At 50.9% G+C, this 12141-nt stretch carries 14 protein-coding genes, 2 tRNA genes and 1 rRNA gene; 4 read left to right on the plus strand and 13 right to left on the minus strand.

Annotated features, from left to right (window positions below):
• Both D479_RS12975 and groES read right to left on the minus strand, forming a co-directional pair.
• The coding region (locus D479_RS12975) for a TCP-1/cpn60 chaperonin family protein (RefSeq protein WP_008637805.1) at nt 1-306 on the minus strand (306 nt) is incomplete at its 3' end.
• 57 nt (nt 307-363) lie between these two features.
• On the minus strand, nt 364-648 hold the full coding sequence (gene groES, locus D479_RS12980; RefSeq protein WP_008637806.1) for a co-chaperone GroES: 285 nt from the start codon (nt 646-648) through the stop codon (nt 364-366).
• A 285-nt stretch (nt 649-933) separates the two neighbouring features.
• Between groES and D479_RS12985 the strand changes: the two genes are divergently transcribed.
• A complete protein-coding gene (locus D479_RS12985; protein WP_008637807.1) occupies nt 934-1644 on the plus strand; it encodes a type II CAAX endopeptidase family protein in 711 nt (236 codons plus the stop codon).
• Between the two features lie 2 nt (nt 1645-1646).
• The gene (locus D479_RS12990) at nt 1647-1853 is read left to right on the plus strand and encodes a YdiK family protein (RefSeq protein WP_026578833.1); all 207 of its coding nucleotides are present in this window, start codon (nt 1647-1649) and stop codon (nt 1851-1853) included.
• A 245-nt stretch (nt 1854-2098) separates the two neighbouring features.
• Here the strand turns inward: D479_RS12990 and D479_RS12995 are convergent, their stop codons facing one another.
• Nucleotides 2099-3502, minus strand: coding sequence for an MDR family MFS transporter (locus D479_RS12995; RefSeq protein WP_008637811.1), 1404 nt, complete (start codon nt 3500-3502; stop codon nt 2099-2101).
• 184 nt (nt 3503-3686) lie between these two features.
• Here D479_RS12995 and D479_RS13000 point away from each other — a divergent pair, with 184 nt between their 5' ends.
• On the plus strand, nt 3687-4508 hold the full coding sequence (locus D479_RS13000; RefSeq protein WP_008637812.1) for an SDR family oxidoreductase: 822 nt from the start codon (nt 3687-3689) through the stop codon (nt 4506-4508).
• A gap of 38 nt (nt 4509-4546) precedes the next feature.
• Here the strand turns inward: D479_RS13000 and D479_RS13005 are convergent, their stop codons facing one another.
• On the minus strand, nt 4547-5197 hold the full coding sequence (locus D479_RS13005; protein WP_008637814.1) for a redox-sensing transcriptional repressor Rex: 651 nt from the start codon (nt 5195-5197) through the stop codon (nt 4547-4549).
• 18 nt (nt 5198-5215) lie between these two features.
• Nucleotides 5216-5701 carry a cyclic pyranopterin monophosphate synthase MoaC gene (moaC, locus tag D479_RS13010; protein WP_008637816.1) on the minus strand — a complete coding sequence of 162 codons (486 nt, stop codon included), beginning with the start codon at nt 5699-5701 and terminating at the stop codon, nt 5216-5218.
• A gap of 167 nt (nt 5702-5868) precedes the next feature.
• Here moaC and abc-f point away from each other — a divergent pair, with 167 nt between their 5' ends.
• Nucleotides 5869-7806, plus strand: a complete 1938-nt coding sequence (gene abc-f, locus D479_RS13015) for a ribosomal protection-like ABC-F family protein (RefSeq protein ID WP_008637817.1) — start codon at nt 5869-5871, stop codon at nt 7804-7806.
• 270 nt (nt 7807-8076) lie between these two features.
• Here the strand turns inward: abc-f and tsaD are convergent, their stop codons facing one another.
• From tsaD to rrf, 8 genes are all read right to left on the minus strand, one after another.
• Nucleotides 8077-9108 carry a tRNA (adenosine(37)-N6)-threonylcarbamoyltransferase complex transferase subunit TsaD gene (gene tsaD / locus D479_RS13020; protein WP_008637818.1) on the minus strand — a complete coding sequence of 344 codons (1032 nt, stop codon included), beginning with the start codon at nt 9106-9108 and terminating at the stop codon, nt 8077-8079.
• Nucleotides 9105-9548 (minus strand): ribosomal protein S18-alanine N-acetyltransferase, encoded by a 444-nt coding sequence (rimI, locus tag D479_RS13025; RefSeq protein WP_008637819.1) that lies wholly within the window; start codon nt 9546-9548, stop codon nt 9105-9107. The genes tsaD and rimI overlap by 4 nt, the downstream gene beginning before the upstream one ends.
• Before the next feature lies 1 nt (nt 9549).
• Nucleotides 9550-10236 (minus strand): tRNA (adenosine(37)-N6)-threonylcarbamoyltransferase complex dimerization subunit type 1 TsaB, encoded by a 687-nt coding sequence (tsaB, locus tag D479_RS13030; protein ID WP_008637820.1) that lies wholly within the window; start codon nt 10234-10236, stop codon nt 9550-9552.
• Complete coding sequence (gene tsaE / locus D479_RS13035; protein WP_008637822.1) at nt 10233-10688, minus strand: tRNA (adenosine(37)-N6)-threonylcarbamoyltransferase complex ATPase subunit type 1 TsaE; 456 nt, start codon at nt 10686-10688, stop codon at nt 10233-10235. Before tsaE ends, tsaB begins: the two co-directional genes overlap by 4 nt.
• A gap of 4 nt (nt 10689-10692) precedes the next feature.
• On the minus strand, nt 10693-11673 hold the full coding sequence (thiL, locus tag D479_RS13040) for a thiamine-phosphate kinase (protein WP_008637825.1): 981 nt from the start codon (nt 11671-11673) through the stop codon (nt 10693-10695).
• A 126-nt stretch (nt 11674-11799) separates the two neighbouring features.
• A tRNA-Asp gene (locus D479_RS13045) sits at nt 11800-11876 on the minus strand.
• Between the two features lie 47 nt (nt 11877-11923).
• Nucleotides 11924-12000 (minus strand) — tRNA-Met (locus tag D479_RS13050).
• Between the two features lie 41 nt (nt 12001-12041).
• Nucleotides 12042-12141, minus strand: a 5S ribosomal RNA gene (rrf, locus tag D479_RS13055); the annotation flags it as partial.

The raw sequence follows: 12141 nt of genomic DNA on the forward strand, positions 1-12141 counted from the left end.
TCCTTCGCGGATCATCGCTTGTGCAAGAACCGTCGCTGTAGTCGTACCGTCCCCGGCTACATCGTTTGTTTTGGAAGCTACTTCAGAAACGAGCTGTGCTCCCATGTTTTCGAACTGGTCTTCCAATTCGATTTCTTTCGCGATAGTCACACCATCGTTCGTGATCAGTGGAGAACCGTATTTTTTATCCAAAACGACGTTACGTCCTTTTGGTCCGAGTGTTACTTTTACAGCATCTGCTAATGTATCAACACCACGAAGCATGGAGCGTCGTGCGTCTTCACTAAATTTGATTTCTTTAGCCATTTAAAAATGCCCTCCTCATTAAAATCGTATTTCTAAGTATTTATAGAAAGAAAGTGACTACTGGATGACAGCCAGTACATCTGATTCGCGCAGAATCAAGAATTCGCTGCCTTCGTATTTCACTTCTGTACCTGCGAACTTGGAGTAGATGACGCGGTCGCCTTCTGCAACTTCAAGCGCTACTTTTTCTCCGTTTTCTGTCACACGGCCGGAACCGACAGCGACGACTTTACCTTCCAACGGCTTTTCTTTCGCTGAATCCGGAAGTACGATTCCGCTTGCAGTAGTTTGTTCTTCCTCAACTAGTTCAATAACAATACGATCACCAAGTGGCTTTAACAATTAGGACACCCTCCTTGATATGGTTGTTTCAAATTTTTTGTCGTTTATTAGCACTCGATGTTGGCGAGTGCTAACACAGTTATTATAATAATAAATCTGCCTTCGTTTTTCAAGTAGGAACTACACAATTTTTTTGCTTCTTTTTCGACAATATTCGTACGATAACCCTTATTTCTTACGTGAGGTTTTGAAACTGTGATAAAATACATAAAGTATGGATATTGAGGTTCACGGGCGGACGTTGTCTTGACCCGTTTACTGTTATATAAAAGGAGCCGTGAATTTATGCCAAACCGTTATTGGTATATCATTCTGACTTATGTTATTACACAGTTATCCGCCCTTGCCGGTGCACCGCTTCTGGTGGCTCTCGGTATGGGAAGGTATGATGCCGTCGCCGTCTGGTCCGTCGCCAGCTTCACAATCGCGACGATCATCATCTTGATTCTGCTGAAGCCTGATCTTCGGGAAGAAATGACGAGAAGCGATCGTTCCTCGGCCGGGTCTGTCGTGCTTTGGTCGATTGCGGGTGTATTCCTGGCGTTGTTCGCCCAGGCGATTGCAGCTACGATCGAATCGCAGCTGTTCGATGTGCCGGCAGGGTCCGAGAATACGATGGGATTGATGGAGATTGCGCGTCAGTCACCGCTGTTCATCCTGCTTCCGGTCGTGTTTGCACCGATTACGGAGGAAATCCTCTTTCGTAAAATCATTTTCGGGTCGATCTATAAACGAACGAACTTTTTCTTAGCCGTTCTCGTATCGTCCTTGATCTTCGGTGCTTTTCACTTTGATTTCACCCACATGCTAGTCTACTTCTCCATGGGAGTCGTATTCGCCTTCCTGTATGTCAAAACAAAACGAATTATTACACCAATCGTGGCACATATGGCGATGAACTCGTTCGTTGTCATCACGCAGTACTTCCTCACGGAGGAAGACATCAGAAGGATGCAGGAACAATTAGAGACCATCTTTATTGGAGGCTTTTTATAATTATGAGAACATCACCAATGTTCATGGCCATGCTCTACCTTTCCATGGGCGTCGCCTTCACGTATATTGCGGCCCAGTCGGCCGGTGAGACCGTGTGGAATGCGATGACCATCATCCTGGCGTCGGTCGCGACCGTCAACATCGCCGTCGCCATCCGGCTGTTTAATCTTCACAGGAAAATACAGCAGGCAAAAAATAAGAAAGAATAACAAAAGCAGGAGCTGCGGAGCTCCTGCTTTTTTATGTCTTGTATAGTGGGAATCAGACGTGAGAAGCGGGCTCCGGGAAAGGAGAGGCTTTCCGTGGGGCGGCCGGTGAGCCTCCTCATCGGAGTCCTTTATGTCAAACACAGCACCACAATACCAGTTCCTGCCCTCCGCTATCTTTATCTTCATTTCCTTAGAGGAAGATATGCAGGATCGGAGCCCGCCCCTCCCAGACCTTCCAAAACCACCTATTCCTTCGAGTCGTCCTGTGCTCCTTTTAGTATAAAGGAGAAAGGGATGGCAAGGACGAGGACGACTCCGGAGACGAGGAAGGCTTCATTCAGCGTCTGCAGCGTGGCGGCCTGGAGGTCGATGTCGGAAGCCGCCTGGATCTGCGCCCTCCGCACTTCATAATAGACAGAGAAAAAGACGATGCCTATCGAGGACGACATCTGGCGGATGATGTTGTTCATCGCGGACCCTTGCGCGACGAGATGATCCGGGATGCTGTTCATGCCGGACGTCGTCGCCGGCATATTGCCCATCCCCATCCCGACGCCGCGGACTGTATTCAACAGCAGGATCAGCCAGTAAGGGGTCGACAGGTGAAGGAACCCGAGTGCGAACGTCGCTGCCGCCATGATGGCAAGCCCCGGCGGGACGACATAGCGCGGCCCTTTTTTATCAAGGATTCTTCCTCCGAGCGACATGAATACACCGCTCGCAGCCGCTGCCGGCAGGAATAAGAGCCCCGTCATCACTTCACTCCAGCCGTAGACGTTCTGGATCAACAGCGGCAGCAGGAATATCCCGGAGAAGAGTCCGATCGAGGCGGCGGATGTAACGACAATCGACGCCGCATAAGTCGGGACCCGGAACACCGATAAGTTCAACAGCGGATCGTCCTGTCGGTTCTCGTAGAAAACGAACAGCACGACGGCTGCGAGTCCGACGACGATAAGGACGATGTTGATCGGGTCCAGGAGGTGATCCAGCGTCCTCCCTCTTCCGAGTGCAAACAGCAGGCCGCCGATGCCGAGCGATACAATAAGAAATCCGACAAGGTCGAATTTCTTTTCGGGATGGGTTTCCGTCCGCTCCAGGTATTTCGAAGAGAGGACGAGTCCCGTCAGGCCGAACGGAATGTTCAAGGCGAAGAGCCACGGCCAGTCGACGTATTGGATGAGAAACCCGCCGATCGTCGGTCCGATTGCGGGGGCGACCATAGCGGCGATGCCGTACACGCCGACAGCAAGGCCCCGTTCGTGCCGGGGGAAGGACTGGAAGATGAGCGCCATGGCGATCGGCAGCATCAGACCGCCGGCCATGCCCTGGATGGCCCGGGAGACGATCACCATCGAGAGCGTCGAGGAGAAGAAGCCGCACAGTGACCCGACAAGGAAGAGACAGAGCCCGGACAGGTACACCTTTTTCTTCCCGAACCGGTCGCCGAAGTAGCCGGTCAACGGCATCGTCATCCCCATCGCGACCATGAAGATCGTCAAAATCCATCCGACAGAAACGGCATTGGAATCGAATATTTCTATAAAACGTGGCAGAATCGGATTCAGCATGCTGTTGTTCAGAATGACGGTGAAGGTTCCGAACAGGACAGACACGACGACGAGCCACTTATTAGGTAATCGTTTCATCGTACCTTACCTCCTTAATTACCTAGTTACTATACCACCATCCTGCAACTCTAATCGCCGCTTGACCGATTTACGAGAGAGGAATCTTTTTTCTTTGTAATCGCTTCCCCTCTCCCGCCTATGTTTATAACGTTTTTCAAGGTGGGTATAACAAAGGAGAATCACACAAGGAGGCGAACCATTTATGGGACGTTTAGATAATAAAGTAGCTGTTGTGACCGGTTCTGCGACAGGAATCGGAGCGGCAACCGTGAAATTATTCGCAAAGGAAGGCGCGACGGTGGTCTGTGCCGACATCAATGTCGATGCCGTGAAGAAGACGGTGGATGAAATTCATAACGAAGGCGGCGAGGCGGAGACGTACACGCTCGACGTATCGAAAGAGGACAGCGTTTCGGCATTTGCTGATTACCTGAAGAAGACGTACGGCAACATCGATGTCCTGTTCAACAACGCAGGGATCGACGAAGAAGGCGGCAAAGTGCACGAATATCCGGTCGATCTCTTCGACCGGATCATCGCTGTCGATCTGCGCGGAACGTTCCTGACGAGCAAATACCTGCTTCCATTAATGATGGATAACGGCGGATCGATCATCAACACATCTTCCATGTCCGGAAGAGCTGCTGACCTCGACCGCTCCGGCTATAACGCGGCGAAAGGCGGAATCACGAACTTCACCCGTGCGATGGCAATCGACTACGCCCGGGACGGCATCCGCGTCAACTCCATCGCTCCCGGTACGATTGAGACACCGCTTGTAGACGGCCTTGCCGGTTCGAAGGAAGATAAGGAAGGACAGGAATTCCGTGATGCCAACAAGTGGATCACTCCACTCGGCCGACTTGGAAGCCCGGATGAAATCGCATCCGTCGCCCTGTTCCTCGCCAGTGACGACAGCTCCTATGTAACCGGAGAGGACATCACGGTCGACGGCGGCATCATGGCCTACACGTGGCCGGGTAAAATGCTGATCGATAAGAAATGGAAAGAAGAAACCGAATAAGAATAACAAAAAAAGATGCCGGAGCCGGCATCTTTTTTTCAATCCTCTATTTTTCCATCCAACGGATAATGCTTCAAAAAGTAGACGAGCGCTTGAAGCTCAATCGCAAGATCGATATGATGCACCCTCACATCCGACGGCACGTTGATTCGGGCCGGCGTGAAGTTCAGGATACCCGATATTCCGCCCTCGACGAGACGGTCGGTGATCGCCTGCGCCTCTGAGGCAGGAACCGTCAGAATCGCGACCTTCAAATCGCCGATCTTCTTCTCCAGATCATCGATGTGATGGACCTCCACCCCGCCGACTTCACTCCCGATCCGATTCTCACTCGCATCGAAGGCAATCTCGATCTTTGTATTATTGTTCTTCGTGAAATTGTAATTCAGGAAAGCCGTTCCCAGGTTCCCGACACCAATCAGCGCGACACGTGTCGTCTCGTCCTGATCCAGCGTCTTCCGAAAGAAGGAAAGCAGGTACTCGACATTGTAACCATAACCTTTCTTCCCGAGGGCTCCGAAATAGGAGAAATCACGGCGGATGGTTGCGGAATCGACTTTGACTGCCTCACTCAATTCTTTCGATGACACCCGCAGTTTCCCCTGGCTGTGCAGGTTGTTCAGGAAACGGTAATATAACGGAAGCCGCTTCGCTGTCGCCTGAGGGATTTTCGCTTGTTCTATATCCATTGTCGTCTCTCTGCTCCTTTACTCGTCATTTCTTCGGTAATCTCCGTTCTTCCCTCCGGTTTTCTCTGCAAGGTAAGTCGGACCGATGACCATGCCTTTATCTACTGCTTTACACATATCATAAACCGTCAATGCTGTGGCAGAAGCGGCCGTTAGCGCTTCCATTTCTACCCCGGTGCTTCCCTTCGTCTTCACGGAAACCTCGATCAGCAGCTTTTTCGTTTCCCCTGTTTCCCAATCGAAGGATACATCGATTCCCTTCAAGGAAAGCGGATGACACATCGGAATCCAATCCGACGTTTTCTTCGCTGCCATGATTCCGGCGACTTGGGCGACCGCGAGCACGTCCCCTTTGGCCATTGTCTGGTTGGTAATCTTCTCGTATATTTCTTCCTTCACTTCCACACTCGTTCTCGCAACAGCCGTCCGGACCGTATCGTTTTTCTCTGATATATCGACCATCCGTGCCCGGCCCTGCTCATTAAAATGACTGAATTCCGCCATCTCCAACTACCCCTTTTATGTGATTGGTCATGCCGCAGGCGGCAACACTAGTTTCATTTTAACAAAAAATCACAGGGAAGTCGTTAAAGTTTTCACAATCTCGCGAGGGCTTCTGTTGCTAGCAGGCTCACCGATGATATACACTTGATTTATCGAGGTGAAACGACATGATTCTCATGCAGTTGAATCAATTGGAAAAGCGTTTCGGCGCTGAATTGATTTTATCTAATATTAAACTGGAAGTACAAAAGAACGACCGGATCGCCATTGTCGGCAGAAACGGTGCAGGAAAGTCGACCCTGCTGAAGATGATGGCCGGCGAGATGAGCTATGATGAAGGAAACATCTTCATGCCGAAGGAAACGACGCTCGGATATCTCGCTCAAAACACAGGCCTGCAGTCCGACCAAACGATCTGGAATGAAATGGAGAAAGTCTTCCTCCATCTGAAGGACTTAGAGAAAGAGCTGCGCGCGATGGAAGCGAACATGGCAGACCCTGACCTGATCTCGGATCAGGAGCGCTACCAGCAGTTATTGACCGATTATGACCGCAAGCAGGAATACTTCAAGAACGCAGGCGGATACCAATACGAAGCGGATATCCGCTCGGTACTGAACGGGCTGAATTTCCAGCATTTCAACTGGGATACACCGATCACGTCCTTAAGCGGCGGCCAGAAGACGAGGCTGGCACTCGGGAAGCTGCTGTTGAAGAAGCCGGACGTGCTTATTCTCGATGAACCGACCAACCACCTGGACATCGATACGATCTCCTGGCTCGAAGGGTACCTGCAGGGCTACCAGGGTGCGGTCGTCATCGTTTCCCACGACCGCTACTTCCTCGATAAGATCGTCAACACGGTCTACGAGATCGCCTTCCAATCCTCTAAGAAGTATCACGGCAATTACAGTAACTACCTGAAGCAGAAAGAAGCCGACTTCGAGCAGGAAATGAAGCGATTCGAGAAGCAGCAGGAAGAGATCAAACGGATGGAGGACTTCATCCAGAAGAACATCGTCCGTGCGACGACGACGAAGCGCGCCCAGAGCCGGCGCAAACAGCTGGAGAAAATGGACCGGCTGGAAAAACCGAAAGACGATAACCAATCCGCGAAGTTCAGCTTCCAAGTGGCGAAGCGCAGCGGAAACGATGTGCTCAAACTGAGAGACTATGCGTTCCGTTATCCGGACAGCGATACGAACCTGTTCGACAAGGTTTCCCTTGATCTGAACCGAGGCGATTCGGTGGCCCTCGTCGGTCCGAACGGGGTCGGAAAGACCACCCTCCTTAAGACGATCATCGGCGATTTGGAAGCCGTCAAAGGAGACAAGCTGATCGGCACGAACGTCCAGATCGGTTACTACGATCAGGAACAGAATAAGTTGAATTCCACGAAGACCGTTCTGAATGAGCTATGGGACGATTACCCGATGAAAAATGAGAGGGATATCCGGACCATTCTCGGAAACTTCCTTTTCTCAGGCGAAGATGTCCTGAAGCCGGTCTCTGCCTTGAGCGGTGGAGAGAAGGCACGTCTCTCCCTCGCCAAGCTGATGATGCAGGAAGCGAACTTCTTGATTCTGGATGAGCCGACCAACCACTTGGACCTCGACAGTAAAGAGGTGCTGGAAGCCGCACTCGTCGACTATCCAGGAACGTTACTGTTCGTCTCCCACGACAGATACTTCATTAACAAAATCGCGACACAGGTCGTCGAGATGAATCCGGAGGAAACGAGACTGTTCCTCGGAGATTACGACTACTATGTGGAGAAGAAACAGGAAGAATATGAACTCGAGCAGCTGGAAGCCGAAGAGCGGCGCCTGAAAGAGCCCGCCAAGCACGAGCCACAGGCCAAGAACAGCTTCCAGGAAGATAAAGCTGCGAAGCGGGAAGAGCGGAAGAGAAACCGCCGTATCGCTGAAATAGAAGCGGAGATTGAACAGATCGAGCAGCAGCTGGAAGAGAATGAAGCCTTACTCTGTGATCCGGAAGTCTACCAGGACCACGAGAAGTCCCTTCAGCTCACGCAGGACAATGCCGAAAAGCAATCTGCTCTCGAGCAGTTGATGGAAGAATGGGAAACGCTGCACGATGAATAAGAAGAGAGCATCCACAGATGGTGGGTGCTCTTTTTTCGTCCTTATTTCTCTACAGATTATCAACAAAGTTACTAACAGCTGTGTATTTGATTTATCGGTTTTCAACAGGGTTATGCACATTATCCACAATAAAACCCGACGTTATCCACAGAAATGGTATCGCTTTCTTTTAAGATCACACATATCCACAACCTGGAAACCAAACGCATACTTATACACATGTGGATAAGAAAACAAAAACCCTCCGTGAAGGAGAGCTTTTGTCACCTCTTACTTTTTCCTTGCGCCGAACTGTTCTAAATCGAGCCCGGGGTTCGCATTGAGATCCCACTCGGACCGATGTCCTTGGTTAAAGGCAACTGCCCCTGCTGCTGCAATCATTGCTGCATTATCTGTACACAGCGACAGTGGAGGAATGAGCAGTTCTGTATCGATATCCACAAACTTCTCCTGAAGCGCCTGACGCAGCCCTCTGTTTGCAGCCACGCCTCCGGCGACGATCATTTGCTTGACGCCGTATTCCTCAGCCGCGCGGGCCGCCTTCGTCGATAAGACATCGACGACGCTCGCCTGAAAGCTTGCCGCTACATCGGCATCCTTCAGTACTTCTCCCCGCTGCTTCGCTTTATGAAGCCGGTTGATGACGGCAGATTTCAAACCGCTGAAACTGAAGTCGTACGAGCCTTCTTCCAGCCAGGCCCGTGGGAAGTCAATCGTCTCTTCTCCTTCTTGTGCCAGCCGGTCGATTTGAGGGCCGCCTGGGTATGGCAGCTTCAACGTACGTGCCACTTTATCATAGGCTTCCCCTGCGGCATCATCCCTCGTTTCTCCGATGATTTCATAGGAGCCGTGCTCTCTCATCAGGACAAGCTCGGTGTGCCCTCCGGAAACGACCAGGGCGAGCAGCGGGAACTCGAACTCTTTCTCCAAACGGTTGGCGTAGATATGGCCGGCGATATGGTGGACGCCGACGAGCGGTTTCTGCTTCGCAAAGGCGACGGCTTTTGCTGCATTCACCCCTACTAAAAGGGCTCCTACCAATCCCGGTCCTTCGGTAACGGCGATCGCATCCATGTCATCGATCGTCATCTCCGCCTCGTCCAACGCTTCTTCCAGTGTGATCGTCATCTGTTCGATATGGTGTCTTGAAGCGATTTCCGGAACGACCCCGCCGAACCGCTTATGGCTCTCGATTTGAGAAGCCACGACGTTTGCTACCAGTTCTCTTTCATTTTTTACGATGGCGACAGCTGTTTCGTCACAGCTTGTCTCAATTGCCAGTATATATTGATCCTTCGTCATTTTAATCCCACCCACATTACTAACGCATCTTCTCCGTTGTCGGAGTAATACCGTTTGCGGATTCCACCCGGTACCAGTCCGAACTTCCGGTACATATGCTGCGCGGCTGTATTTGATACCCTCACTTCAAGGGAGAGTTGAATCGCTCCATGTTCAATCGCTTGTTCGCACGTATGGCGGAAGAGGTTCTCCCCGTGCTTTTGTCCCCGGTAGTCCGGATGGATGGCGATATTGGTGACGTGTGCCTCGTCGATGATCAGCCACAAACCGCAATATCCGATAATCCTGCCCTCTTCTTCGACGACATAATAGTGGGCGTACGGATTATCATCCATCTCCTTTTGAAAGGTTTCCTCCGACCACGGGACAGGGAAGGAAATCTTCTCTACTTCCATGACCCCTTCCACATCCGCAGGCGTCATCTGTCTGATTGCTGCCATGTCACTGCTTCTCCTGCTGTTCCAGCCATTTGACTTCGGCCTCCGGCAGACGCAGATAATTCGGTACTAGATCATGCAGCGCCCCAGGTTCCCGGTCCACTGCGACGTCTGCAAGGATGGATGGACGAGCAAATTGGTAGGGAGCAGCCGGGATGACCGCTTTTTCCCCGAGGACCTCTTTAATCTTCTCTTCATGGACGGCGATATCCTGACTAAGGAACAGAACAGGACGGTCCAATTCTTTCAATTGGTTCAGCCAGTCTTCCATAAGTATGTTCGTCTCCTCCATCACGACCGTCATGGATGAATCGTAAAGGCCTGTGTACACAAGACCGCGGCGCGCATCAAAGAAAGGACATACATATCCATCAAAGAATGCGCCTTGACGGGCAACAGCCTCCAGACTGGAAATGCCGACTACAGGAATGCCGAGTGCCCATGCCATCGTTTTCGCCGTCGTAAGACCGATACGCACGCCTGTGTAAGAACCGGGTCCGTGTGCGACAGCAATTCTGTCCAGCTCTTCCGGTTTCGTACCCGTTTCCTCCATCAGCTGGTCGATCGCAGGCATGAGGCGGATCGAATGGTTTTTTTTCATATTCGTAACATATTCACCAGCGACGGTGCCGTCTTTCAGAACGGCCACCCCCATCACATAATTGGACGTGTCGATCGCAAGTATATTCATAATAAAATCTCCTTACATATCGCATCGAAATGTTCCGATTTCGCATCGAGTTTAATGGAACGGGTCGATTCGTCTTTGTAGTGGATCGTGATGTCGAGACGCTCCTCCGGCAGGTACTCCCGGATGAACTGCGCCCATTCGACGACCGTGACGCCTTCGCCTTCAAAGTACTCTTCAAAGCCGAGGTCTTCCTCGCTGTCCTCCAAACGATAAACGTCCATATGATAGAAAGGCATCCGTCCCTGGTACTCCTTCATGATCGTGAACGTCGGGCTGTTTATATTCCTCGTTACACCGAGGCCTTTTCCCAGTCCCTTCGTAAACGTCGTTTTTCCAGCGCCGAGATCTCCTTCCAGCGTCAGCAGATCTCCAGGTACAAGTCGTCCTCCAAGCCGCTCTGCAAGGCGCTGCGTCTCTTCTGCAGAAGAGCTGATGCATTCATATATAGCCATAGGTTCATTCACTCCTCAAATGCGTGTAACCGGACTTTTCCAGCCGTTTTCTTTGTCCATGTTCCTGTAAATAGACAGAAGCTTCCGCCTGACGTTTGGAAGTAACACTTCCAACCCGGGTAATACGAAGTTTCAGCTGCTCCGCAATCTGCTGAACGCGTTCCCAATCCTTTTCCGGGACGGTTCCGAGCAGCTCAAAATCTTCCCCGCCGGAAAGCATCCACTCTTTATATCGATCCGGATATACATGCATCAATGCATCCGAATACGGGAGATAGTCCGCATCAATAATCAAATCGACATCACTTGCTTCTGCTATTTCATTTGCTTCGTTGGCAATACCGTCACTGATATCGTTCAACGCCACTCGTTCCAAATTGGAGAGTCCTGCTGCGAAAGAAACCCTGGGTAACGGCATCCGGTGTCTTTCCACAAGAAAAGCCGTCTCCTTGTCCGGGTTCTCCCCTTCTTTAAGGAGCCATTCGAGTCCTCCGCGCGAATCTCCGAGCGTACCTGTGACGAAGACAACATCAGCAGGCTGAGCCACAGAACGATACCTTGCTTTATTTTTATCGACCATCCCGATCACCGTAACCGTCACAGAAAGCTCCTGTCCGGAAACGGTGTCCCCGCCGATCAAATCCATATGATAACCAGCAGCAAGAGCATCCATGCCTGCATACAGGTCATGAAGCTCCTGCTCTTCCCAATGGGAAGGGATCGTGATGGAAACGAGATAATAAGCAGGCGTACTCCCCATTGCAGCCAAATCACTTATATTGGCTGCCAACACCCGGTGACCGACATGATAAGGAGCCATTGTATCTTTCGTGAAATGGACCCCCTCCACCATCGTATCCACCGCTGTGACGATATCACTTGCGGGAGCGCGAAAAACAGCCGCATCATCCTGAATTCCTTTAATCAGAGAAGACTGCCGATAAAACTTCGGTTGAATTGATTGAATAAACGAAAACTCATCCATACATACGTCCCTTTCAATAAAAAAGTCTTTCTTCTTCTATTATACCAACAGGACGCTTAATATAAAAAATTCCATAATAAAAGCCTTAGGAAAGCATCCTAAGGCTGGAAGTTTAATTTTAAATAGTGGCGGTCCGGACGGGACTCGAACCCGCGACCTCCTGCGTGACAGGCAGGCATTCTAACCAACTGAACTACCGGACCAAACATTTAAAGACTAAAGTAAAATCGACACAGTGATCGATTTAAATTGGTTGCGGGGGCAGGATTTGAACCTGCGGCCTCCGGGTTATGAGCCCGACGAGCTACCAGACTGCTCTACCCCGCGATATTGTGGGAATATATATCCCATTATAATGGTTGTAATCAATGTGGCGACGTCCTACTCTCACGGGGATCTACCCGACTACCATCGGCGCTGAAGAGCTTAACTGCTGTGTTCGGCATGGGAACAGGTGTGACCTCTTCG

The organism is Halobacillus sp. BAB-2008, assembly GCF_000328325.1.
In the GTDB taxonomy this organism is placed as follows: domain Bacteria; phylum Bacillota; class Bacilli; order Bacillales; family Halobacillaceae; genus Halobacillus.

Coding starts and splice junctions, on each gene's coding strand:
- D479_RS12995 (WP_008637811.1), bottom strand. CDS start 3,502: ATGAAACGATTACCTAATAAGTGGCTCGTCGTCGTGTCTGTCCTGTTC.
- tsaD (WP_008637818.1), bottom strand. CDS start 9,108: ATGACGAAGGATCAATATATACTGGCAATTGAGACAAGCTGTGACGAA.
- abc-f (WP_008637817.1), top strand. CDS start 5,869: ATGATTCTCATGCAGTTGAATCAATTGGAAAAGCGTTTCGGCGCTGAA.
- D479_RS12990 (WP_026578833.1), top strand. CDS start 1,647: ATGAGAACATCACCAATGTTCATGGCCATGCTCTACCTTTCCATGGGC.
- thiL (WP_008637825.1), bottom strand. CDS start 11,673: ATGGATGAGTTTTCGTTTATTCAATCAATTCAACCGAAGTTTTATCGG.
- D479_RS12985 (WP_008637807.1), top strand. CDS start 934: ATGCCAAACCGTTATTGGTATATCATTCTGACTTATGTTATTACACAG.
- tsaE (WP_008637822.1), bottom strand. CDS start 10,688: ATGGCTATATATGAATGCATCAGCTCTTCTGCAGAAGAGACGCAGCGC.
- D479_RS13000 (WP_008637812.1), top strand. CDS start 3,687: ATGGGACGTTTAGATAATAAAGTAGCTGTTGTGACCGGTTCTGCGACA.
- D479_RS13005 (WP_008637814.1), bottom strand. CDS start 5,197: ATGGATATAGAACAAGCGAAAATCCCTCAGGCGACAGCGAAGCGGCTT.
- moaC (WP_008637816.1), bottom strand. CDS start 5,701: ATGGCGGAATTCAGTCATTTTAATGAGCAGGGCCGGGCACGGATGGTC.
- tsaB (WP_008637820.1), bottom strand. CDS start 10,236: ATGAATATACTTGCGATCGACACGTCCAATTATGTGATGGGGGTGGCC.
- rimI (WP_008637819.1), bottom strand. CDS start 9,548: ATGGCAGCAATCAGACAGATGACGCCTGCGGATGTGGAAGGGGTCATG.